The organism is Pectobacterium punjabense (genome assembly GCF_012427845.1).
In the GTDB taxonomy this organism is placed as follows: Bacteria; Pseudomonadota; Gammaproteobacteria; order Enterobacterales; family Enterobacteriaceae; genus Pectobacterium; species Pectobacterium punjabense.
The window spans coordinates 2,923,034-2,944,739 of sequence record NZ_CP038498.1 but is presented as its reverse complement, the minus strand read 5'-3'; the positions used below and the strand labels follow the sequence as shown (position 1 = coordinate 2,944,739).

Here is a 21,706-nt window from a genome sequence, read left to right as displayed (position 1 = left end):
CGTACGCACTTTCTATAGATATCTCTAAGAGCCTGATAGTTGGGTAAGAATATCAGCGAGTAAATCGAATACCTCACTGAATAAATGTTCTGCGAATGGTGGGATTAGCGGGAGTAATAAGCCTATCGTCATGATTCCGATAGTGAGGGTAATCGGGAAGCCAACAACAAATATTGAGAGTTGGGGGGCCATGCGGTTAAGCATGCCTAACGCCAGGTTTATAGTGAGCAAGAGGGTTATGATGGGTAGAGCCAGCATCAATCCGTTAATAAAAATCAATCCACCGGCACGCGCCAGTGCGAGGAAAGCATGGCTATTAATAGGAGCAGTGCTGATAGGCAGGGTATAGAAGCTATCTGCCAATAACGAGATCAGCCAGAGATGTCCATCAAAGGTTAAGAATAGTAATATGGCGAGAATATTCAGGAAACGAGCTATTACTGGCATATTCGGACCACCAGTCGGATCAAAGAAAGTCGCAAAGGCGAGGCCCATCTGTAAACCAATGAGTTCCCCCGCATGACGAATAGCGGCAAATGCCAACTGCATTGATAAACCGAGAGTTACACCGATAAGGATTTGCTGTATTAGCAGCCACACGCCCGCGACAGAAAAAATGGGCGTTGTGTTTAGCGGTAAATAGGGCGCGACGAGTAGGGTAATTAGCACTCCCAGACCTATTTTCACTCGGTTAGCGATAGCTCTTTCGTTAAAGACTGGCGCAGTACTGATCAGTGCGAGAATTCTGACAAAAGGCCAGAAAAACTGGCTAACCCAATTCACCATGTCCCAACTGTTAAACGTCAGCATGTTTACCCAATAATATTAGGTAACTGGCCGAATAGCGTACGCATGTAATCCAGCATCAGGTTTAACATCCAAGGGCCAGCGATCACTAAGGTGAAAAACACGGTTAGGATTTTAGGAATAAACGATAATGTCATTTCGTTTATTTGAGTAGCTGCCTGCAAGAGGCTAATAGTCAGACCGCTGAGCAGAGCCGCCATCAGAGGCGGTGCAGCGAGTGCCAATGCGACTTTCATTGCTTCATAGCCAAGTGCCATCACCGATTCTGGCGTCATAGTCGCATTCCTCTAACTGTAAAAACTTTGGGCTAATGAACCAAGTAGCAGTTGCCAGCCATCGACTAATACGAAAAGCATGAGTTTAAAAGGCAAAGAAATGGTAGCAGGAGGAACCATCATCATCCCCAGTGCCATCAATACACTGGCAACAACGAGGTCGATGATAAGGAAGGGAATAAAGACGGTAAAGCCAATTTGGAAAGCTGTTTTTAATTCGCTTGTCACAAACGCGGGAAGAAGTACGCGCATCGGCACCGCTTCAGGCCCCTGAATTTCTGGAATTTCTGCCAGCCTTGTAAACAGAGCTAGATCGGTTTCCCTCGTTTGTCGCAGCATGAATTCGCGTACTGGTTCCGCGCCGCGTTCGATGGCGACTTCCATGCTGATTCTATCCTGGCTGAATGGAAGATAGGCTTCGTCATAAACACGATTTAATACCGGTGACATAACAAAAAATGTCAGGAACAGCGTCAATCCTAGCAACACTTGGTTTGGTGGTGCTGTGGGTGTACCCAACGCATTGCGTAACAAACTTAATACAATGATGATTCGGGTGAAGCTGGTCATCATTAGCAATGCGGCGGGAATAAAAGTTAATGACGTGAGGAAAACCAACGTCTGTACTGATAGCGTCCAGCTCTGTCCGCCATTAGGTAGCGGTTGAGTCACAATTCCTGGAAGCTGTGCCCATACTGACGGCGCCATGAATAATAAACCGATGGCTAAGCTATAGCGCAGTGTATGAAGAAAGGTAGTGGGACGACAATATCTAGACAACGCTCTCATTCCGATTTTTCCGGACGCTTTAAAACTCTCTTTAACAGTTGATTAAAATCTGCCGGCTTATTATCGCCTACAGATGAACTGTCATTGGTTGGTTGTGCTGGGAGCGTATGCAGTGGTGTGATTTGCTGAGGAGTAACACCTAATACTAACCAGGTATTATCCACTTCGACAATAACGACACGCTCGCGTTGGCCGACAGAGCAACTGGATACGACTTTTAGCAACTTGTTTTGTTTGGTTTGCGGAGCAAAACCGAGTTTACGGGCAAGCCAGGCAATGAGTAGAATAAATAACAAAATGCCGGCAAGTACGCTACCGACCTGTGTCAGTAGCATGCTGCCAGTAAGTGGTGGCCCAGTAACAAGAGTTGATTGTTGGCTTGCTACTGAAGTGGGGGACGATACTGAAACGGTTGCCATTAACGACTCAAGCGGCGCATGCGTTCAGAAGGTGTCATGATATCGGTAATACGAACGCCATACTTGTCAGAGACGACGACGACCTCTCCCTGAGCGATCAAGTAGCCATTGATCAGGATATCCAGAGGTTCACCTGCTAAGCCATCAAGCGCAACAACAGATCCCTGAGTCAAGCGTAGGAGTTCTTTTATCGTCATTTTGGTTCGGCCAAGCTCAACGGTAAGTTTGACCGGGATATCCAATATCAGATCGATATCTTGCAGGGCACCCAGCGGGTCATGACCTTCTAGCGATTTAAAAATGCCTTCCGTTGTCGCGGCCGGTTTTTCTGCAGCCTGCTGCTCGTTAAATGCATCAGCCCACAGATCGTCCACTGATTCCTTGTCGTCGGACGGTTTCTTGGTGTCACTCATGGGGCTGTTCCTCGTTATCCAGAGAATTCAATATAGGGTTAATCAAATGTTCAACACGTAGAGCATATTGCCCGTTCAATGTACCATACTGGCTGGTCAGCACGGGTACACCATCAACATGGGCAACGATTTTTTCAGGTTTGTCGATCGGTAACACATCGCCGGGTTGTAACTTCAGAATTTTGGAAAGGCGCAACGGAATATCTACAAAGTTTGCGACTAACTCCAGCTCGGAATGTTGTACCTGCTTGGCTAAGGTATCCCGCCAGCTCTGATCTTCTTGTCGTGAGTTTTCCAATGGTGGGTTCGCGAGCAGTTCACGTAGCGGCTCTATCATTGAAAAAGGAATACAGATGTTAAACTCACCGGTTAAGGAACCGATTTCAACATGGAACGGTGTGGTCACAACGATATCATTAGGTGATGTCGTAATGTTGGTGAACTTGACCTGCATTTCTGAACGCACGTATTCGATATCAAGTTTATAAATCGCATTCCAGGCTTCACCATAGGCCTCCAGTGCCAGACGTAACATACGCTTCACGACGCGCTGCTCAGTATGGGTAAATTCACGCCCTTCTACTTTTGTCGGGAAACGTCCATCGCCGCCGAAGAGGTTATCTACGGCGATAAACACCAGGCTTGGCGAGAAGACAAACAGCGCGGTACCACGTAGTGGTTTTAAGTGAATCAAGTTCAGGTTCGTCGGTACTGGAAGATTCCTGGCAAACTCGTGGTAAGGCTGGATTTTAATCCCTCCCACAGTGATATCAGGACTACGGCGCAGTAGGTTAAACAGAGCCATACGAAACTGGCGAGCAAAACGCTCATTAATAATTTCTAATGCTTGTAAACGCTCACGGATAACGCGCCGTTGAGTATTCGGATCATAGGGTTTTACATCCCCATCCGTTTTTGATGATGCATTTGTATCAGCGTCACTATCACCGCTGTCACCGTTTAATAATGCATCAATCTCTGCTTGTGAAAGAATACTATCGCCCATAATGGTTACCGCAGTATAAAGGCCGTGAACAGAACATCAGTGACGACCTGGTTAGGTTGACCAGGAACTAATGGTGGGCTTAGTACTTGCTTGATTTGCTCTATCAGCTTCTGTTTACCTTGCTCATTGGCAAGCGCGATGGCGTCCTGACGAGAAAGCAATAGTAACAGCCTGCTGCGAACTTCAGGCAGGTAATTCGTAAATCGCGTGCGAGTTGCTTCATCTGGCAAACGCAGCGTGAATCCTACATATAATACACGGTCAGGGTCATTATCTGCATTGACGAGATTAACGGTAAAGGTATCCAGTGGCATGAAAACAGGCTCTGGCGGTGGCGGTGCTTCCTGCTCAGACGTAGCTGCATTTTTCTGACTTAATAGCCACCAGGTGGCGCCCGCAGCAGCACTCGCAGCGAGAGCAACGATTATCAGTAGTATTAGCCAAACAGACCGTTTACGTCCTGGTCGAACTTGCATATCAGACATAGCCAAAGATAGTTCCCGTTACTTATCGATATTTATTGCAGGGTGAAATTAACAATAAATAAATGCGTAATGTCGATGATTATCCTGCCTATTGCAATGTTCAATACAGAGAATAGGCAGGGAAAACCGTGCTAACTTATTCGTTTACTTCACTTTCAAGCAAAGATATCAACACCGTTGACTGATGATGCCATTGCTTTTAGCTGTTCTGGTACGTTTAATGACTCACTTGTGCTTTCTGATGAATGACCAAATTGTTGTTGGTAAGACGGGCCGCGGTTGTTGCCATCATTATTATTACTAGCCATTTGCTGCTGCCAGGCTGATGAGTCACTGCCGACACTGCTTTGCCCAAGGTTAATGCCGCTCTCTGCCATCGTATTACGTAAATGTGGCAATGCCGCCTCCAACGCTGAGCGAACCTGACTGTTTGCTGAAACTAAGTGAATTTGGGCCTGGTTATCATCAATTTTTAGGCTGATGTGTAGGGGGCCAAGTTCTTGTGGATTTAAACGCAATTCTGCGGTCTGCTGACCATTACGACTGAACATAACGATTTGTTGCCCCAATGCGTCTTGCCACTGTGGGGAGCCAAACGGTGCGTTCAGTTGTGCGTTTGCTACCTGAGGGGCTGGAGCGGTGCTTCCCACCGTTGCCGGCTGAACGTGCATAGCCTGAACGACAGGCGACGTTGTTTGAGACGCGCTATTACCTAAAGTGGAAATCGATTCAGATGCATTGCGATCGCCTGCAAAGGAATGTGGTGCAGCCAGTGAGAATTTTGCCACATCATCCTTAGACTCGGTCGAAGTCGACGACGCCTGCTTAGTTACATGCGGAAGATCGCGTGATAGGTCAGCACCTTTATCCGACACTATTGATGTGCCTAGCAGCGTTGCCAGAGTACTTTTGCCATTTTCATCTGTGCTGCTTAATGCAGCAGATGGGAGGATATCACTTTGGCGTTTAGCGTTAATGAGTCCTGGAATGTTTAAACCGGTGTTTACTGCTGCCGTGGCGATACTATCAGTATCTGCGGCAGTTTGCGTAGGCAATGGCGTTGTTTGCAACATCGCAAACAGTGTCTGCATTGCAATCGCGTCGCCTGCGCTATCGTCGCTATCTTTTTTGTCTATATTTTTCAACTTCACCTGATCAGCAATTTCTGGATTTTGCTTATTAGACGCAACGGCTACCCCAGTTAGAGAGCTGAATGAAGAAAGAAAGGCATTTAAATCGTCACGACTGAGCAAAGTATTATCCTTACCCAAGGCATTTAACAAAGCATCCTCGTCCACTTTGTCAAGCGTCTTTTTACTCGATGTATCAGCTGCTTGTGATATGCGTTTGCTCAACAGATCAACAAAATCTTTTGGCAGCTCACCCTGTGTCAGCAAAGAAGCAGAGGAACTGCTCGTCTCACTGGCAGTGGTAGCAGCTATAGGTAGTGCGGACAGATTCATGATTCTGTTTTCCTCTGTGAGGCCCGTTGGGCAAATTCATCCATTTGTTTTTGTTCTATTTTATTCTCTTTTGCAAGCTGTCTTGTCAATTCACGATCTTGCAGTTTTTCAAAAGCATTCAATCTCTGCTGTTTTTCTTGCCAGGTTTTCATTGCTAAATCTAAACGTGATGTCCATTGAGAGAGTTGTTGCCTGTGTTGCTCAATTGCACTGTCCAACGTTCGGATGAACTGCTGATAATTTTGCCAACTATTATTCGCCATACCAGAGGACATCGTCGAATTTAACTTTTGACGATAGTCATCCTGATAGTTTAACAGCATATCGAGTTGCTGCTCAGCCTGTTGATGAGCCTGACGCACCTGGCCTAATTGACCTGCGGCTTTCTCAACGTCCTTTTGCGCCAGTTCGCGTAGTGTAACCAGCGGTGACTGGGTTTTCATCTGCTCTCCTACTCGTTACGAGGGAAAATAGTGTGCAACGCTTGGCAGGATTCATCATAGTCACTTTGTTCAAACATACCCTGTTGCAAGAAGGCTTCCAAGTAGGGATAGAGCCGAATTGCTTTATCAAGCATAGGGTCACTGCCTGCGGCGTAAGCACCAACACTGACTAAATCACGGTTACGTTGGTAGCTGGATAATAACTGTTTAAACTGCCTTACAGAAGCATAGTGACTTTCATCAATCAGTGCTGTCATCGCACGACTAATCGATGCTTCAATATCAATTGCCGGATAATGGCCAGATTCTGCGAGTTGACGAGATAGTACGATATGTCCGTCAAGGATGGCACGAGCAGAGTCTGCTATAGGGTCCTGCTGATCGTCACCTTCTGTCAGAACGGTATAGAAGGCGGTGACAGAACCACCTCCATGAATACCATTCCCTGCGCGCTCTACCAGCGCGGGTAATTTGGCGAAGACAGACGGTGGATAGCCCTTGGTTGCCGGTGGTTCACCAATTGCTAAAGCAATTTCACGTTGTGCCATAGCATAGCGTGTGAGCGAATCCATGATTAGCAGTACGTGATGACCACGATCGCGAAAATCTTCAGCAATACGCGTGGCATAGGCTGCCCCTTGCATCCTTAATAATGGAGAAACATCAGCCGGGGCGGCAATAACGACAGAGCGTGCTCGTCCTTCCGTGCCCAGAATATTCTCGATAAAATCTTTCACTTCTCGGCCACGTTCGCCGATAAGACCAACGACAATGACGTCAGCCTGAGTATAGCGCGCCATCATGCCCAACAGCACACTTTTACCAACCCCTGAACCAGCAAACAAGCCCATTCGCTGCCCTCGACCTACGGTGAGCAAGGCATTGATGGCCCGGACACCCACATCAAGAACACTTTCGATTGGTGTTCGTTGCAATGGGTTAAACGGCGGTGTAATCAGCGGTGCGCGATAACCTGTATCAGGGGCGGGTAAACCATCCAGTGGTTTTGCGCTACCATCTAACACTCGTCCCAGCAATTCAGGGCCTAAGGGTAATTGCTTTCCTTGACTGCTGCTGTCTTGGCCAACGCGTGCGTAAACGCGCGCGCCAGGGGTAATACCTTCAACTTCTTCCAGCGGCATAAGAAAGAGTTTTTGTCCGTTGAAACCGACAACTTCGCTTTCGATTTCTTCAACTTGAGAGCCATTCTGCCGTTCGATGAGGCAGGTTGCTCCCAGCGGCATATGTAGCCCTGTTGCTTCTAATACCAAACCTGTTGCCCGGGTTAAGCGACCGTAACGACGCACTGAAGGGGTGTCATCAATACGCTTCTCAAATGAATCGAGAGAAGAAAGCCAGCGCCCAAGGCGTGAAGTCATCATAGTTCTCCCGGTGCGGCCAAACGGCAAAGTTCATGCCAGCGCGTCGCCAGGCTAGCATCCAGATCACCTTCTTCTGCACTGACTTTACAACCGCCAGGGTGGAGTTGGCTATCAGCTAACAATCTCCAGCCATGTAAGCTGAGCGTTGGGCCAAGATGTTGCTCAACACGCTCCAAATCTGAAGGGTGAACGCGCAATTGTGTTTTACCTGAAAACATAGGTTCTTGTTGAATCAATTGCTGTATCTGACCGAGCAGGGCATTACCGTCACATACCGGAGGCTGCCCCAGAATCTGTTTGGCTGCGGTCAGTGCCAACTGCATCAGACGAGCGGGGATAACACTGTCAAGAGTATCCAACGTCTGTTGGAATTCAGTGACCATATTTTGCATCTGTTCAATGATCGGTTGCTGTTGCTGTAAGGCATTTTGCAAACCCTGCTGTTGCCCTTTCGCTAAACCTTCCTGATAACCTGAGTCATATCCTTGTTGATGACCTTGTGCAAAACCGGCTTCTCGAGCTTGTTGCATTGTACTTTCGCGCAAAGACTCCAACTCATCCTCTGCGGAGAATTGGTCGCTCTCTTCATTTAAACGCTCAATATCAGGAAAATCAGGCTCATCATTTACCTGGTACGTTGGTGCAGCTTTTGACACGGGATCAGCCAAATCGTTGAGCTGCCAGGGCTGCCAGGCCAGATTTTTTGAGGCGTTAGACATAAGCATCCTCGCCGCCACCAATAATCATCTCGCCACTGTCTGCCAGTCGACGAACGATAAGCAGTATCGCTTTCTGTTCGTTTTCGACCTGCGACATACGTACCGGACCACGTGTAGACAGATCGTCGCGAAGAATTTCCGCTGCACGCTGGGACATATTGCGCAGGAATTTCTCGCGCAAAGGTTCTTCGGCACCTTTCAATGCCAGCAGCAGAGACTCGGACTCGACTTCTTGCAGAAGCCGCTGGATGCTGCGGTCGTCCACGTCCACCAGGTTTTCGAACAGGAACATCTCGTCGATGATTTTTTGTGCCAATTCGCCATCGAACTCGCGTACAGCATCGATAACGGCTTCTTCTTGCTGGCTTTTCATCAAGTTGATGATCTCAGCCGCAGTACGCACACCACCCATCTTGCTGCGTTTAAGGTTCTGGCCATCGAGTAAGCCATTCAGAACATCTGTCAATTCTGCCAGCGCGGAAGGCTGTACGCCGCCAAAGGTTGCGATACGTAGCATAACGTCATGGCGAAGGCGTTCGTCAAACAGGGCTAAGATATCGGCAGCTTGAGCACGCTTCAGGTGTACCAAAATTGTGGCAATGATCTGTGGATGTTCGTCGCGAATGAGGTCTGCGGCGATCTGCGGTTCCATAAAGTTTAGAGTTTCCATCCCACTTGTGGAGTCGCGACTCTCAAGAATATCTTCCAGCAAGCTAGACGCGCGTTCTTCACCCAGTGCTTTAACCAGAACAGAACGCAGGTAATCACCAGCATTGACACTAAGCGCTGCATATTGCTCAGCGTCAGCCTCAAATTCCTTGAGGATTTCTACCAGTTGTTGATGTGACACCTGGCGCATACTCGCCATTGCGGCACTGAGGTGCTGGACTTCTTTGGTTGAAAGATGAGTAAACACTTCCGCCGCGCGGTCTTCGCCGATGGTCATCAATAAGATGGCGCTTTTTTCTGTTCCTGTCAGGGTCATAGTTCACTACTCATCCATTGGCGAATCACCAGAGCAACCACGCGTGGGTCATTTTCGGCCAGTTCACGTATCCGGTTACTTTGCATTTCCGCACTAACGCGTTGTTGAGATTTCCGTTGTTGCTCAATTTCAGAGGTACTGAGATTAACAACGACATCATCATTGCCCTTATTAAGGGTGGCAGCCGCCAATGCCGCTTCTTGTTGCAGAGATTTTCTCTGTAGTTGCGGACGGACCAACTTACGCCACAGAATCCAGGCAACAATCAGAACGAGCAGCCAACGACCCGCTTCCATCAGGAGATCGAAGAAGGCTTGTTTTTGCCAGAAGGGGAGTTCACTAGAGCCTTCGGCACTGTCCATAAATGGCGTGTTAACGACATTCAATGTATCACCACGCTCAGCAGAGAACCCCATGGCTTCGCGTGCTACCGTTTCAATCTGTTTGATCTGATCTTCCGTTAACGCGACGGGTTTACCATCTTCACCAGGAGGCTGATAGTTAACGATAACGGCCGCAGACAAGCGTTTCACGCCACCAGTGCTATGTTTGGTATGCAGAATAGTCTTGTCGACTTCATAGTTTGTGGTGGCATCATTGCGAACATTTGATGTCTGAATGACTGCGTTGGCCGAATTAGCTTGTGTGCCCGCAGCATTGTTTGGGTTCTGCTGGCCTGCCTGATTGTTCGCATTGGCATTGTTTGGCGCGGTTGTAATAGGTGCTGTCGGCGCTGGTGCTGGCTGATTGGTCAATGCGCCAGGAACACCACCTACATTCGGGCCGCCTTTCTGCTCACTCTGGCTGGTCTGTTGAGAGCGAACAGCTGCTTTATCAGGTGGTTGGTTAGGCTGATACTGCTCATCGGTTTGTTCTCGAGCAGAAAAATCGATTTGCGCGGTAACCTGAGCATGCACGTTGCCCATACCAACCATTGGCGCGATGATTGATTCTATACGGCGCTGGTACATTGACTCGACTTCGTTGCTGTACTTAAGCTGCGCCGCATTCAGATCGCGGCCGCTTCCGCCCGCCTGAGTCAACAGGCGTCCGGTTTGATCGACGACAGTAACATTATCGGGTGGCAGACCAGCAACGCTGCTGGAAACCATGTAAACAATCGAGTTAATTTGACCTTCATCTAAAGCACGACCCGGTTGTAATGTCAGGGTGACAGAAGATGAGGGGGATTTTTGCTCACGAACGAACAGTGAGGGCTTCGGTATGGCAAGGTGCACTCGCGCGTTTTGAACGGGACCCAGCGTTTCTATCGTTCTGGACAGTTCACCTTCTAATGCACGCTGATAATTAATCTGTTCGCTGAATTGGCTGATGCCAAATTTTTCCTGGTCAAGCAATTCAAACCCAACAGCGCCGCCTTTTGGCAGCCCCAACTGGGCAAGTCGGAGTCGAGTCTCATAGACATTCGCGGCGGGAATCATGATTGCGCCGCCGTTTTCCGCAAAGCGATAAGGGATATTCAGCTTTGTTAATTCGCTGACAATCGCACCGCCATCCCGGTCATTTATATTGCTGTAAAGGACTCGATAATCAGGACCTTTAGCCCATAACGTCAATGCGACGACAATGGCAATCGTCGCGGCTGCTGCGATGAGGAGCGGAATCTTCGGATTGGCGCGTAACCGGTTGAGTATTTCGCCAAAGCTATTTTTACCGGTAGCGGAGCCGGTTAATGAGGCGTTCATACTCTATCTCTGCTTGGTTGTTGAACGATATACTTAACGTTGTGACGTGACAAAACAGAACTCCCTGATTGCGCAATCAATAAAACATTTCGCCTACATTTATCGGCATGTCATTATTTTCCGTAAAAGAAAAATCGATGGGTCGATAAGGTGGCATTTTTCACGCTAATTACCCCATTTAGACTAAATGGGGTGTGGTAGGGTATCGTTGTCATAAATGTGTATAGAAAGCCTAATTAGCAAGGTTTAGCGAGGTAATATGTCGATTCAAGGTATTAATGGCGTTCTACAACAAATGCAGGTAAACGCTCTGCAAGCCTCGGGTACGCCACTAGCCAGACCGTCGGTAGAACCTGGTTTTGCCAGTGAGTTAAAAGCGGCGATTGATAAGATCAGCGATACGCAACAGGTAGCTCGTGCGCAAGGTGAAAAATTCACCATGGGCGTGCCGGGTGTGGCATTGAATGATGTAATGGTGGATTTGCAAAAGTCATCCATTTCAATGCAGATGGGCATCCAAGTGCGTAATAAACTGGTGTCGGCGTATCAGGAAGTAATGAATATGTCTGTTTGATATCGTTTAACGATATCCGGCTGTAATTATTAAAGTTATTGCACGTCATCTCACTGTTCAGCGATGGGATGATGTGCGATTTTTATCTGTAGTAGTTTTCTGCCTACGATCTTCCTTTTCTTCTTCGCCACGAACTGATCTCTTGCTGTACTAATTGCTGAGAATTTGCATCAAAAGTTTCCGCTATGGATAAAAAACGCGCCTCGTATAAACAGAAGCGCGTCGGTGAGAGCGGTATAATTTATAGAACACTACGATCGCGTTTCGTCAGGCAAGGGTTCACCAGGTAGCAGTCGCTGGCCTGCAAATTCACCATAAGTCGTATTAATTGATTTTTGCTTCAGTGATTTCCCCATTAACGAACTTAATTCATCCATCCGCTTCTGCAGAAGTTGTTTTACTTTCGCTTCATTATCCATCACTTCCTGTAAAATCTGTCGCAGATGCAGTCGCATCATACTATCAATTTCGTCAGGAATTGGCGCATTAACTAAGCCTTCGACGGATTGAACATAAACAATCTCTTGCTCAACCAACGTATCCCACTGACCACTGACGGCCAAATGAAGAATTTTTTGACTCAGAGACAAAAGCTGTTGGTAATCTTTTAGAAGCCGATGGGGGGAGGCCATTAGCGTACTTCCTGCTCTGGTTTGTAATTAGGGCCGATTTGTCGCCAGGCATCAGCGATATTTTCCAACAACACTTCAACTTCCTCTATTGCTTTGGGATCGTTATGTAAGTTGGCAATCAACAATCGTTGAGACATGTAATCGTATAGGGCGGACAGGTTTTCAACCAACTCGCCGCCTCTGTCCATATCCAGCCCAGCTTTGAGCCCGTTATTAATTATGTTTATTGCTTTAGATAACGCCATGCCTTTGCCTGGTATATCGCCTTGTTCCATGAGAATACGCGCGCGCAACATTGCACTGCGCGCACCATCAAACAACATGACAATAAGCTGGTGAGGGCTTGCGCTCATCACACTGCTTTCAAGGCCTACCTGAGCGTAGGCCTGACTGCCTTTCATATTGTACATCGCGCTACCTATCTTTCTTTTATCAGAAACTTAGAGTTTAGAGAACATGCTGGTCAATTGGTTGGTCGTACTACTCATACCAGACATAGCTTTATCTAAATCTGTAAACTGTTTCTGGTAGCGAGCGATCGTTTCTTCGATGCTGTTAGTGACGCGAGTTAATTGGGTATCTAATTTTTTTATTGTACTGTCGAGACCATCCTGCTTGGTTTTAATAACACCATCGATGTTATCAAGCAGTGACTTCATATAAGTTCGGGTCTGTGTTGCGAAACCCGTCTTATCGCTATCACCAACAAAGAATTCCCTAACTTTACCTGGTTCGTCCTTTAAGGCTTTATCTAGTTTCGTATCGCTGATTTCCAGCTTACCGGTTTTAGCGTTCTGAGTAATACCCAGATCGGCCAGAATGCGGAATTCGCCGCCTTGGGGCTGAAGTGTCGTTAATTGTTGCTTAAGCTTGTTCTGGATTTCGCGAACGGTTGAGTCACCAATCAAAGCACCATTGGTCGCGTTTTGATCTTCGCCAAGCTTAACCGGAGTAAATTTAGTTTGTGCAATGACTGTGTCTTGCAGTGCATTATAGGCATCAACCCACGCTTTAACAGCATCTTTCATGCCAGTAATATCTTGCGTAACGCTCAGTGTTTCTGGTTTATCTGTTTCTGTTTTTGCCTGTAGGGTTAATGTAACACCTTCCAGCGCATCCTCGATCGTATTGCTTTGGCGCTCGATAGTAATACCATTGGCGACGATGACAGCATTCTGCGCGGCGACTTTCTCGGTAGTTGTTCCAAGAAGACTATCACTGTCACTTACCGTCATCTTACTCTCTGTCCCGCTATTTTTTGCGGTTAGCATTAAGTAGTACTCATTATCTTTCGCTTTAACAATACTGGCAGTCACCGAGCCATTCGTTTTGTTGATGGCATCACGGACATCGTTTAGTGATGTTTCGCCTGCTTTGATATCTATTTCTAGCGATTTTTGGGTTTGGCCAGTTGTAGAGCCAGGGACGGCAAATTTACCATTATCTTGAGTGATAACGAGTTTTGTATCTGTTGCACTCAATGCATCTGTTGCACTGGTTTTAACTGCGGAAGTGATTGAGTGCGCCTGGGCTAAATGTTGTACTTCAACGCTATAGGTGCCAGGGGCAGCTTTACTACCTGTTGTTGCGGTAAAGGCTTTATTCGTTCCTGAGATACTGGTGTTGGTTATTCCATCAATTGAACCTTTGGTAATGCCGAATGATTCAGACTTTGCCAACGCATTATTAGCAGTGTTCAATTTATCCAACGCACTTTTTAAGGCACTAACACCAGTAACCTGTGCTTTAAAACTAGTCTGCTGAGTTTTTATTGGAGTGAGGCGCTGATTTTCAGCTGTTCTTAGATTATTTAGCAGCGTCGTTAAATCTAGGCCAGAGCCTACCCCTAAAGAAGAAATACTTGCCATGATCGAATCCTTGTATTGTCCAGAATCATTGGTCTACAGAATGGATATCGGCAGAGTTGGGAATAAGTTTAGCATTAATGCCAATGTGATGTCGGTATTGATCTAGTGGGGCAAGCATTCGACACTGGTGCAGTAGGGTGAAACATGTACTGATTTTTTGTTCGCCTAAAAATTTTGGCAAAAAAAATTAAAGCTTCTGAAAAGTGTTCCGATAAATGTTAGCGACGGGGATGAACCCGTGGGTCTAACCCGAAACTTACATCTCATTGATTAAGGAACGCTTATCATGGCATCTATCAATACCAACATCATGTCTCTGGTTACCCAGAACAACCTGAACAAATCACAATCTTCTCTGGGCACCGCTATTGAGCGTTTGTCTTCTGGTCTGCGTATCAACAGCGCAAAAGATGATGCTGCTGGTCAAGCGATTGCTAACCGTATGACCGCTCAGGTTAAAGGTTTGACTCAGGCTGCTCGTAATGCGAATGACGGTATCTCTCTGACGCAAACCGCTGAAGGCAACCTGAACGAAATCAACAACAACTTACAGCGTGTGCGTGAGCTGGCTGTTCAGGTCGCAAACGATACCAACGGTACTACTGACAGTGGTTCAATTTACACTGAAATGAAGCAACGTTTGGATGAAATCGACCGTACTGCTAATTCAGCTTCCTTCAACGGCACAAAATTGCTGGATGGTTCTGCGAGCGGTGGTATCAACATTCAGGTAGGTGCAAACAGCGGTGCCGACGAAGTTATCACTATCACCTCCGGTGCACTGGTTAACGCTAAGACTAGCGGTGGTCTGTCTTCTGGTGTAGCATCTGCCGTTGGTGCGATTAGCGGAACTGCTGCAGGTACTGCTGTAACTGGTATTGGTGGTTCTGGTGGTTTGGCACAGAAAATCGTTGATGCTGTAGATACTGCTTTGAAAGCGGTAGATACTGCGCGTAGTAATTTGGGTGCGATCCAAAACCGTTTTGAATCTACAATCACCAACGTGAACAACACTATCAACAACCTGTCTAACGCTCGTGGTCGAATTCAGGATGCTGATTATGCCGTTGAGGTGTCTAATATGAGCAAAGCAAACATTTTGCAACAAGCCGGTACTTCCGTCCTATCTCAGGCGAATCAGGTTCCTCAGACTGTGCTGTCTTTACTGCGTTAATTGTAAGCAAAACAATGTGTTCTATAAGCCCAGCTATGTGCTGGGTTTTTTATGTTCCAAATAAGGCCGTTATTAGTTAGTTTATTGATAGATAAATACATTCCTTCCTTATTATTATAGTAGAATTTTTCTATTCCCTTCTGCAGAAGGTATTTTTATGTCACGCGTTTTCATCAGCACACTTCAGCTTACCGATTACCAAGATGAAACATTAGCAATGCTTGATCTTATCGGCGCGTTTATCGATAGAGGGTGGCGTGTCGATGTATACTGCCATCAGTATGGCAATACAATAAAAAACTTTATTGAACAAAGGTATACGGAGGATTCGCTGTTTGTCACCGATAGTGTGGAACACGATTTTAGTGAAAATTACGAACTCCTCTGGATACAGAGCACATCGCTAAACGCCAGTTTGCTGAATCGAATGTTAAACGGTGGTATAACGACAAACATTATTTTTGATCACCAGTCATTGCAGCGTCTAGAAACTATGCCGGCTGATATTAAGCTGGAAAACCGCCTGGCAGATAAATCTCTAGTTACGTTGCCGCGGCTCAGCAACTTTTTGTGTGATAGTGGCCTTGAACCATCAGTTATTCAGATATTTTCCAACCCTGTTGCTAAAAAATATCATGAGTATGCATTACCTGTAGCAAGATCCAACCTTGAAAAATTACTTGTCATCGTTGATGTCTGGGCTCCGAGCCTGAGTTCATTATCTGATGAGTTGCTGCCATATTCTGTTAGCTGCGATATTATTAGTCGAGAGCAGTGGCTCCAGAGCAATAATCTGCAAGGCTATGATGCTGTTCTTACCAACGGGCGCATTGCACAATATGTGCTGTGCTCAGGCATTCCTGTCTATTTGTATCGTGATAGTGAGTTTATTGGTTATATCTGTACTGAATTGGTTGAAGGCAACGTGTTTCGTGAAGAGACGGCTGGGAAGGTGTTTTCAGCTAAAGAATTGGCAGACGATATTATCGATGGCTATCAGGATGCGGTTGAATATACGAAGCAAAGAATTACTTATTACAATCAATATTGGTGCTTCCCTTATATGTTGGATGAGGTACTGAAATTATTACCTGCTCCTGTTCTAAAAACGATAACCGATCAAGAATTGCAGAGGCTTTCACTTCATAACCTGACATTACGCGATAAAACCAAACCTTTTTACTCTGTTGATCAATGGTTGAATGAACGCCTTATTACCCCTGCGCGTCGTGACCTATTACAGGCATTCATTCAGGCTTACCCCGAAATCGGTAATATAGGGGTTGCTATCATGGCCCAAGGGAGTGATGAACCATCAATATTGGCATCATTAGCTAGTGTGCGGGAGCAGTATTATGCAGCCAGCGAAGTTTATGTACTGACTGACAACGCTGAAGTGCACAGCCCTACCTCAGATAATACTTGCTGGTTATCTGCCAATTTTTGCACTAGTAGCCCGCTGAATTTGGTTATTGAACAAACGTCGTCTTCGTTCTTATTGGTTTTGTCGGCAGGTGATTGCTTACTTCCACATGCATTATTACTATTGGCAGAACATCGATTACGCTTTCCTTCGGCACGTGCATTTTATTTTGATGAAGCCATCATTAAAGATGGTGAAGCGGATAACCCGATGCTGAAGCCTGAGTGCAATATCGATATGTTGCGTAGTTATCCATATATTGGGTGTAACTTAGCTCTTGATGTGTCATCCGTGCGCTCACAGGGAGTTATTCCTTCTCTCGCTGGCGACCTTGAATTGTATGATGTGGTTTGGCAACTTATTGAGCAGGAGGGGCCACAGGCGTTAGGGCATATTCCTGAGGTATTGGTTTTTGCAAAACAAGCACTTTTTGATTGGTTCCGTAATACCCAAGTAATGAGTGACTACCCACATATTATTCAGCGGCATCTTGTTCGGTGCAATGTTGATGCAAAAGTATCTACCGATAATGAGGAGGGAACGTGCAGTATTCAGTATCAACATATGAGCAATCCCCTTGTTTCCATCATTATTCCTACCCGAGACCATTTTTCGATAATCAGTCGCTGTATTGAAACGCTGATGGCGCAGACCCAATACACGAATTATGAGCTATTAATTGTAGATAATCAGTCGACAGATCCGAACGCTTGCCAGTATCTTAGCCAACTCACTGCAATGGGGTTGACGCAAATTCGGGTCTTATCATGGCCACATCCATTCAATTTCTCTGCTATTAATAATTTTGCTGCGGAACGAGCAAAGGGAGATGTATTACTTTTCCTCAACAATGATACGGAAATTACTAATGGAGACTGGTTGAATGCTATGCTAAATCATGCATTGCGGGCAGAAGTCGGCGTTGTTGGTGCAAAACTAGTGTTTGAAGATGGTCGTATACAGCATGGTGGTATCGTACTGGGAATGAACGATACTGCAGGCATTGCGTTTCAAGGAAAAGCAGCAGAATTAAAAGGATATATGAATCGCTTACGTACAGCGCATAATGTTAGTGCGGTGAGCGCAGCTTGTATGATGTTGCGACGTGATGTTTTTATGGATCTCGGTGGTTTCGATGAACGACAATATCCCATTTATTTCGGTGATGTTGATCTGGCGTTGAAGGCTCGACGGAAAGGCTATCTGGTTGTCTGGACACCGGATGCCACGCTGATTCATTTGGGGGGAGCATCACGCCTGTTGCAGCAGCATTTTAATTTACCTTCATTACCACAACCTGCAGATATCGATGCACTCTATGCTCGCTGGTTACCGCAGTTAGCCAACGACCCATGCTACCATCCAGCATACGATAAATGTGCGCCAGGTTTTGCGTTAACACAGGAAATGGCACGTTGCCAAAGTGCTCTGCCGGGGCGTCCTCTACCGATCGTACTTGGGGTTCATGGTGACAGATTTGGTTGTGGATATTATCGTATAATTCACCCGTTTCAATCTATGGAACGAGAAATGCTAATAGAAGGAGGATTAAAAGATATCAATCCTGGTCTGGTGGATTTAGAGCGCTTGAACCCTGATTCTATTATTATTCAACGTGCGACAACTCAGATGATGTCGGAAAAAATGCAGCAATATAGAAAGTATACCAATACAAAAATTGTTGTTGAGTACGATGATTTATTGTCTAGCATTCCTATTAAATCAATACACCGTAAGGATTTTTCTCAGCGTGTGATGTCCGGTGTTCGGCGTTGTATTGAAGCCGCTGATTGGGTTGTCGCTTCAACCCAACCACTTGCAGATGAGCTAAATAAATATCATCAGGATGTGCGTGTTGCAGCAAACCGGTTAAACCCTGAATGGTGGAAAAATCTACAGAGCCAGCGCCGTGTAAGCAAGAAAATCCGAATTGGCTGGGCTGGGGGAAGCAGTCATGCGGGCGACCTTGATATTCTTCGTCCTATAATTAAAGCTTTGGAAAACGAAGTTGACTGGGTCTTTATGGGAATGAAACCCGAGAACATTAAATGTGAATTTCATGTAGGAGTGCCTATCGAATATTATCCACGTAAGATGGCTGATTTAAATTTAGATATGGCCTTGGTACCGTTGGAAATAAATAAGTTCAATGAGTGTAAGAGCAATTTACGGTTGCTTGAATTAGGCTCTTGTGGTGTTCCCATTATTTGTACCAATATTGAACCTTATCGATGTGGTCTGCCTGTTACTCTGGTTAATAATAGATTCAAAGATTGGATGGCGGCAATACAAATGCATTTAGATGACATTGATGAAACTCAAAGGATGGGCGATAAACTACGTGATGCCGTATATAAAGATTGGATGCTGGAAGGTGATGGATTGATTGATTGGATGAAAGCTTGGCTACCTAAATAAAATTTACTGATTATGAACGTTATCGAAATAATATAATAGCTGAATGATATTACACATCGGATAGTTAAAAAATGAAGTGTCGTTCTTCTGAGTATCCTTATAGGAGAATGGCACATGATCCGCTTGGAGAACTGTAAGTGTGTGATCCTACCCAGCAATAGTGGACACGCGACTAAGTGAGTAAACTCTCAACCAAAGGTGATTACTCATGACAAAACCAGTACCAACCAGTAAAGCGCCCCGTAAACAGTACATGCCCGAATTTCGCGATGAAGCCCTTAAACTGGCTGAGCGTATTGGAATCGCTACTGCTGCTCGTGAACTTGTAGTCCCCCCCTGAATTTAGTCTTACCGCTTGATAGAGTTATCTGGTTAAAATACAACCAACGGAGGCTTATCATGAAGAAAGCGCGTTTCACTGAAACTCAGATCCTGCGGGTTCAGAAAGAGGTTGAAGGGGGTCGACACGTGAAGGATGTTTGCCGTGAAAACGGTGTGTCGAAAGCCAGCTATTACAATTGGAAAGCCAAATACGGCGGCATGGTGTCCTCCGATATTAAGCGAATGAAAGAGCTGGAAGAAGAGAATCGCCGATTAAAGCAGATGTACGCATCCCTCAGCTTAGATCATGAAATTCTTAAGGATGTTGTAGCAAAAAAACTTTAGCGGTGCCTAAAAAGCGTGATCTGGTGCGTTATGTCATGACGGAACATCAGGCCAGTGAGCGACGCGGGTGCCGCATTATCGGTATTAGTCGAAGTCTGCTGCATTACCGCCCGAACACGACACGGGATCTGCCGGTGGTCAAGGCACTACAAAAATTGGCGCATCAGCATCCGGCCTATGGCTTTGGACTGATGTTCAATAAGTTACGCCAGGCAGGATTACGGTGGAATGCAAAACGGGTTTACCGGATCTATCGTCTGTTAAAACTCAATCTTCGACGCAGAGGGAAAAAACGCTTACCTAACAGGCATCCACAACCGTTGGTTATTCCGCATAAAATGAACCACTGTTGGTCAGTTGATTTTATGAGTGATGCCTTGAACGACGGGCGGCGATTCAGATTATTTAACGTCGTTGATGACTTTAATCGGGAAGCGCTGGCCATCGAGGTTGATTTGAATATACCGGCTCATCGTGTTGTGCGCATTCTGGAGCGATTAAGCGCAGAACGAGGCTACCTGGCTTTTATACGAAGTGACAATGGACCAGAGCTCACCGCCGCCATCTTAGCCGAATGGGCAGCAGGCCACGGTGTGATACTCGACTTTATTCAGCCCGGAAAGCCGATGCAGAACGGGTTTATCGAGCGATTTAACAAAACGCTGCGAACAGAAATACGCGATATGTATCTGTTCAGAACGTTGTCTGAAGTGCGCGAACTCACAGAAGACTGGCGCCTAGAATATAACGAAGAACGTCCGCATAGCTCACTGGGTGATATGCCACCCGTTATCTATGCGAGGCAAAAACTCGCCGGAAACCCTCATTGGCGGTGGTACTAAAAACCGGAGGGATTACAATTCTTGCTTGAATTTTTCGATAGACACCATAGAGGACTCCTGTTTTAAAATTTATTTTCGAGAGCAAAAAGCATGTTTACCTACTATATAGTAGGTGGTTTTTATTATGAGTTACAAATTAACATTCCTCAATAATTGCGTAATTAAATCTTTTTTTCGTTATTTCCATTATTTCTTCGAGGTAATTGGAATTCATAACAAGAATTGTCGCATCGCTTGACAAATAAGGGATGACTTCATTTGGAGAATGAACTCGTAGCCCCGTGGCTGCTATATATTTCCCCTGTTTGGCGGGGTTGATATCAATAATCTGATTTATTGCAACACCATATCTCTGGCATATTAGAGAAAATATTACTCCTTTGGAGGCCCCACCCCAAATTATGCCGTCTGACGGTCCCTGGTGAGAAAATTTGTTCAACACCTCAAGGAAATCAGCGGGCCAAGCGGGTCTGTCGCAAGGATCGAAAATAGGCTTATTTATGGAGCAAAGATCTGCAACGACATAAATATATTGACCGTTGAACAAGTGTCCACATTCAATGATGTGACCGAATATGCGTTTGAAATCGGCAAGCCGGAAGTAATTGACATGTTCGTAAAAAATATCGAACCATGCTTTTTGTTTGCATATCCAGTCGAAGCAGGGAACTTCAATATAAATTTTGCCTTTCCCACCGTTGGCTTCTTTGATTTGGATGAGAAAATCGACAGGGTTCTGGATATGTTCCAGAACATGGCGCATGATTATCCCTGTTCCGCTAATTCCTGTTTCATGACTGAAATACTGTTTTTGTATGCGTAGGTCGTCGCCTTCATAAGTTGGATCGAAACCCACGATCTCGGCGTTATGATGTTGCGATAATATATCAATGAATAGTCCCTTGCCACATCCGACTTCCACCAGGGATTCTGTTCCGAGCGTCCGGCTTACGATCTTTGCAACTTCCTGCAGATGAAGGCGGAAAGAGCCACTGTTACCCTGCTCATTCTGGTAATTTTTATCATAAGCCATAAGTTCGGGCAGGAATGCGGCGTTGTAGACAAGCCCAGTCCGCAGGTCTTCTACCAATCGGATATCACCACGTGGACATTCTAGCGCCTCTCTTTCACTGGAGTACATGCGGTTTTGAAATATGGGGAATTGGTGTTGTTCGTACAGCACCCGTAGATTTTTATCAGCAGACATGTTTGCCTCT

The 21,706-nt window shown here is 45.9% G+C and carries 21 protein-coding genes and 1 pseudogene; 5 read left to right on the top strand and 17 right to left on the bottom strand.

From position 1 onward, the window contains the following. Positions 1-24 precede the first annotated feature (24 nt). From fliR to fliF, 13 genes are all read right to left on the bottom strand, one after another. Positions 25-810: a flagellar biosynthetic protein FliR gene (gene fliR, locus E2566_RS13340; RefSeq protein WP_107167776.1), complete on the bottom strand. Its 786-nt coding sequence runs from the start codon at positions 808-810 to the stop codon at positions 25-27. A gap of 2 nt (positions 811-812) precedes the next feature. Beyond that, the gene (fliQ, locus tag E2566_RS13335) at positions 813-1,082 is read right to left on the bottom strand and encodes a flagellar biosynthesis protein FliQ (protein ID WP_039273449.1); all 270 of its coding nucleotides are present in this window, start codon (positions 1,080-1,082) and stop codon (positions 813-815) included. Between the two features lie 12 nt (positions 1,083-1,094). After that, positions 1,095-1,790: a flagellar type III secretion system pore protein FliP gene (fliP, locus tag E2566_RS13330; protein WP_205542848.1), complete on the bottom strand. Its 696-nt coding sequence runs from the start codon at positions 1,788-1,790 to the stop codon at positions 1,095-1,097. Positions 1,791-1,867: 77 nt separating this feature from the next. Continuing rightward, on the bottom strand, positions 1,868-2,290 hold the full coding sequence (gene fliO / locus E2566_RS13325; protein WP_107167774.1) for a flagellar biosynthetic protein FliO: 423 nt from the start codon (positions 2,288-2,290) through the stop codon (positions 1,868-1,870). Further along, positions 2,290-2,703 carry a flagellar motor switch protein FliN gene (fliN, locus tag E2566_RS13320; RefSeq protein ID WP_107167773.1) on the bottom strand — a complete coding sequence of 138 codons (414 nt, stop codon included), beginning with the start codon at positions 2,701-2,703 and terminating at the stop codon, positions 2,290-2,292. The genes fliO and fliN overlap by 1 nt, the downstream gene beginning before the upstream one ends. Continuing rightward, positions 2,696-3,709, bottom strand: a complete 1,014-nt coding sequence (gene fliM, locus E2566_RS13315; RefSeq protein WP_107167772.1) for a flagellar motor switch protein FliM — start codon at positions 3,707-3,709, stop codon at positions 2,696-2,698. Before fliM ends, fliN begins: the two co-directional genes overlap by 8 nt. Positions 3,710-3,714: 5 nt before the next feature. Then, positions 3,715-4,194 (bottom strand): flagellar basal body-associated protein FliL, encoded by a 480-nt coding sequence (fliL, locus tag E2566_RS13310; protein WP_107167771.1) that lies wholly within the window; start codon positions 4,192-4,194, stop codon positions 3,715-3,717. A gap of 155 nt (positions 4,195-4,349) precedes the next feature. Continuing rightward, positions 4,350-5,657, bottom strand: coding sequence for a flagellar hook-length control protein FliK (locus E2566_RS13305; RefSeq protein ID WP_107167770.1), 1,308 nt, complete (start codon positions 5,655-5,657; stop codon positions 4,350-4,352). Further along, positions 5,654-6,100 carry a flagellar export protein FliJ gene (gene fliJ / locus E2566_RS13300; RefSeq protein ID WP_107167769.1) on the bottom strand — a complete coding sequence of 149 codons (447 nt, stop codon included), beginning with the start codon at positions 6,098-6,100 and terminating at the stop codon, positions 5,654-5,656. The genes E2566_RS13305 and fliJ overlap by 4 nt, the downstream gene beginning before the upstream one ends. Positions 6,101-6,108: 8 nt before the next feature. Next, entirely contained in the window at positions 6,109-7,479 is a 1,371-nt protein-coding gene (gene fliI / locus E2566_RS13295; RefSeq protein ID WP_107167768.1) for a flagellar protein export ATPase FliI, read from the bottom strand. Then, positions 7,479-8,201 carry a flagellar assembly protein FliH gene (gene fliH, locus E2566_RS13290; protein WP_107167767.1) on the bottom strand — a complete coding sequence of 241 codons (723 nt, stop codon included), beginning with the start codon at positions 8,199-8,201 and terminating at the stop codon, positions 7,479-7,481. Before fliH ends, fliI begins: the two co-directional genes overlap by 1 nt. Beyond that, positions 8,194-9,186 (bottom strand): flagellar motor switch protein FliG, encoded by a 993-nt coding sequence (gene fliG, locus E2566_RS13285; protein WP_107167766.1) that lies wholly within the window; start codon positions 9,184-9,186, stop codon positions 8,194-8,196. The genes fliH and fliG overlap by 8 nt, the downstream gene beginning before the upstream one ends. Then, positions 9,183-10,892, bottom strand: a complete 1,710-nt coding sequence (gene fliF / locus E2566_RS13280) for a flagellar basal-body MS-ring/collar protein FliF (protein ID WP_107167765.1) — start codon at positions 10,890-10,892, stop codon at positions 9,183-9,185. The genes fliG and fliF overlap by 4 nt, the downstream gene beginning before the upstream one ends. 259 nt (positions 10,893-11,151) lie before the next feature. On the opposite strand from fliF, the gene fliE reads away from it, so the two are divergent. Then, positions 11,152-11,466: a flagellar hook-basal body complex protein FliE gene (fliE, locus tag E2566_RS13275; RefSeq protein ID WP_107167764.1), complete on the top strand. Its 315-nt coding sequence runs from the start codon at positions 11,152-11,154 to the stop codon at positions 11,464-11,466. 251 nt (positions 11,467-11,717) lie between these two features. Here the strand turns inward: fliE and fliT are convergent, their stop codons facing one another. Genes fliT through fliD form a run of 3 tightly spaced genes read right to left on the bottom strand, consistent with a single transcriptional unit; the run spans position 11,718 to position 13,966 of the window. Further along, complete coding sequence (gene fliT, locus E2566_RS13270) at positions 11,718-12,098, bottom strand: flagella biosynthesis regulatory protein FliT (protein ID WP_107167763.1); 381 nt, start codon at positions 12,096-12,098, stop codon at positions 11,718-11,720. Beyond that, positions 12,098-12,508 carry a flagellar export chaperone FliS gene (gene fliS, locus E2566_RS13265; protein ID WP_107167762.1) on the bottom strand — a complete coding sequence of 137 codons (411 nt, stop codon included), beginning with the start codon at positions 12,506-12,508 and terminating at the stop codon, positions 12,098-12,100. Before fliS ends, fliT begins: the two co-directional genes overlap by 1 nt. A 30-nt stretch (positions 12,509-12,538) precedes the next feature. After that, the gene (gene fliD, locus E2566_RS13260) at positions 12,539-13,966 is read right to left on the bottom strand and encodes a flagellar filament capping protein FliD (RefSeq protein ID WP_107167761.1); all 1,428 of its coding nucleotides are present in this window, start codon (positions 13,964-13,966) and stop codon (positions 12,539-12,541) included. A gap of 286 nt (positions 13,967-14,252) precedes the next feature. Here fliD and E2566_RS13255 point away from each other — a divergent pair, with 286 nt between their 5' ends. The 4 genes and pseudogenes from E2566_RS13255 (at position 14,253) to E2566_RS13240 (ending at position 20,489) form a co-directional block, all read left to right on the top strand. Continuing rightward, a complete protein-coding gene (locus tag E2566_RS13255) occupies positions 14,253-15,140 on the top strand; it encodes a flagellin N-terminal helical domain-containing protein (protein ID WP_107167760.1) in 888 nt (295 codons plus the stop codon). Positions 15,141-15,297: 157 nt separating this feature from the next. Further along, positions 15,298-18,981, top strand: coding sequence for a glycosyltransferase (locus E2566_RS13250; protein ID WP_107167759.1), 3,684 nt, complete (start codon positions 15,298-15,300; stop codon positions 18,979-18,981). A gap of 208 nt (positions 18,982-19,189) precedes the next feature. Next, positions 19,190-19,306 (top strand): annotated as a pseudogene (locus E2566_RS13245) (IS3 family transposase); the annotation flags it as partial. A gap of 74 nt (positions 19,307-19,380) precedes the next feature. Beyond that, a protein-coding gene (locus E2566_RS13240) for an IS3 family transposase (protein ID WP_107167758.1) occupies positions 19,381-20,489 on the top strand; the annotation gives its coding sequence in 2 pieces (ribosomal slippage) (positions 19,381-19,630 and positions 19,630-20,489; 1,110 coding nt in all). A gap of 136 nt (positions 20,490-20,625) precedes the next feature. Here the strand turns inward: E2566_RS13240 and E2566_RS13235 are convergent. After that, the gene (locus E2566_RS13235) at positions 20,626-21,696 is read right to left on the bottom strand and encodes a class I SAM-dependent methyltransferase (RefSeq protein ID WP_205942444.1); all 1,071 of its coding nucleotides are present in this window, start codon (positions 21,694-21,696) and stop codon (positions 20,626-20,628) included. Positions 21,697-21,706 lie beyond the last annotated feature (10 nt).

Excerpts from the sequence above, each read along its gene's own strand:
- fliR (WP_107167776.1), bottom strand. The coding sequence starts at position 810 with ATGCTGACGTTTAACAGTTGGGACATGGTGAATTGGGTTAGCCAGTTT.
- E2566_RS13250 (WP_107167759.1), top strand. The coding sequence starts at position 15,298 with ATGTCACGCGTTTTCATCAGCACACTTCAGCTTACCGATTACCAAGAT.
- fliI (WP_107167768.1), bottom strand. The coding sequence starts at position 7,479 with ATGACTTCACGCCTTGGGCGCTGGCTTTCTTCTCTCGATTCATTTGAG.
- fliN (WP_107167773.1), bottom strand. The coding sequence starts at position 2,703 with ATGAGTGACACCAAGAAACCGTCCGACGACAAGGAATCAGTGGACGAT.
- fliG (WP_107167766.1), bottom strand. The coding sequence starts at position 9,186 with ATGACCCTGACAGGAACAGAAAAAAGCGCCATCTTATTGATGACCATC.
- fliH (WP_107167767.1), bottom strand. The coding sequence starts at position 8,201 with ATGTCTAACGCCTCAAAAAATCTGGCCTGGCAGCCCTGGCAGCTCAAC.
- E2566_RS13235 (WP_205942444.1), bottom strand. The coding sequence starts at position 21,696 with ATGTCTGCTGATAAAAATCTACGGGTGCTGTACGAACAACACCAATTC.
- fliM (WP_107167772.1), bottom strand. The coding sequence starts at position 3,709 with ATGGGCGATAGTATTCTTTCACAAGCAGAGATTGATGCATTATTAAAC.
- fliS (WP_107167762.1), bottom strand. The coding sequence starts at position 12,508 with ATGTACAATATGAAAGGCAGTCAGGCCTACGCTCAGGTAGGCCTTGAA.
- fliO (WP_107167774.1), bottom strand. The coding sequence starts at position 2,290 with ATGGCAACCGTTTCAGTATCGTCCCCCACTTCAGTAGCAAGCCAACAA.
- fliP (WP_205542848.1), bottom strand. The coding sequence starts at position 1,790 with ATGGCGCCGTCAGTATGGGCACAGCTTCCAGGAATTGTGACTCAACCG.
- E2566_RS13305 (WP_107167770.1), bottom strand. The coding sequence starts at position 5,657 with ATGAATCTGTCCGCACTACCTATAGCTGCTACCACTGCCAGTGAGACG.
- E2566_RS13255 (WP_107167760.1), top strand. The coding sequence starts at position 14,253 with ATGGCATCTATCAATACCAACATCATGTCTCTGGTTACCCAGAACAAC.
- fliQ (WP_039273449.1), bottom strand. The coding sequence starts at position 1,082 with ATGACGCCAGAATCGGTGATGGCACTTGGCTATGAAGCAATGAAAGTC.
- fliT (WP_107167763.1), bottom strand. The coding sequence starts at position 12,098 with ATGGCCTCCCCCCATCGGCTTCTAAAAGATTACCAACAGCTTTTGTCT.
- fliL (WP_107167771.1), bottom strand. The coding sequence starts at position 4,194 with ATGTCTGATATGCAAGTTCGACCAGGACGTAAACGGTCTGTTTGGCTA.
- fliE (WP_107167764.1), top strand. The coding sequence starts at position 11,152 with ATGTCGATTCAAGGTATTAATGGCGTTCTACAACAAATGCAGGTAAAC.
- fliF (WP_107167765.1), bottom strand. The coding sequence starts at position 10,892 with ATGAACGCCTCATTAACCGGCTCCGCTACCGGTAAAAATAGCTTTGGC.
- fliJ (WP_107167769.1), bottom strand. The coding sequence starts at position 6,100 with ATGAAAACCCAGTCACCGCTGGTTACACTACGCGAACTGGCGCAAAAG.
- fliD (WP_107167761.1), bottom strand. The coding sequence starts at position 13,966 with ATGGCAAGTATTTCTTCTTTAGGGGTAGGCTCTGGCCTAGATTTAACG.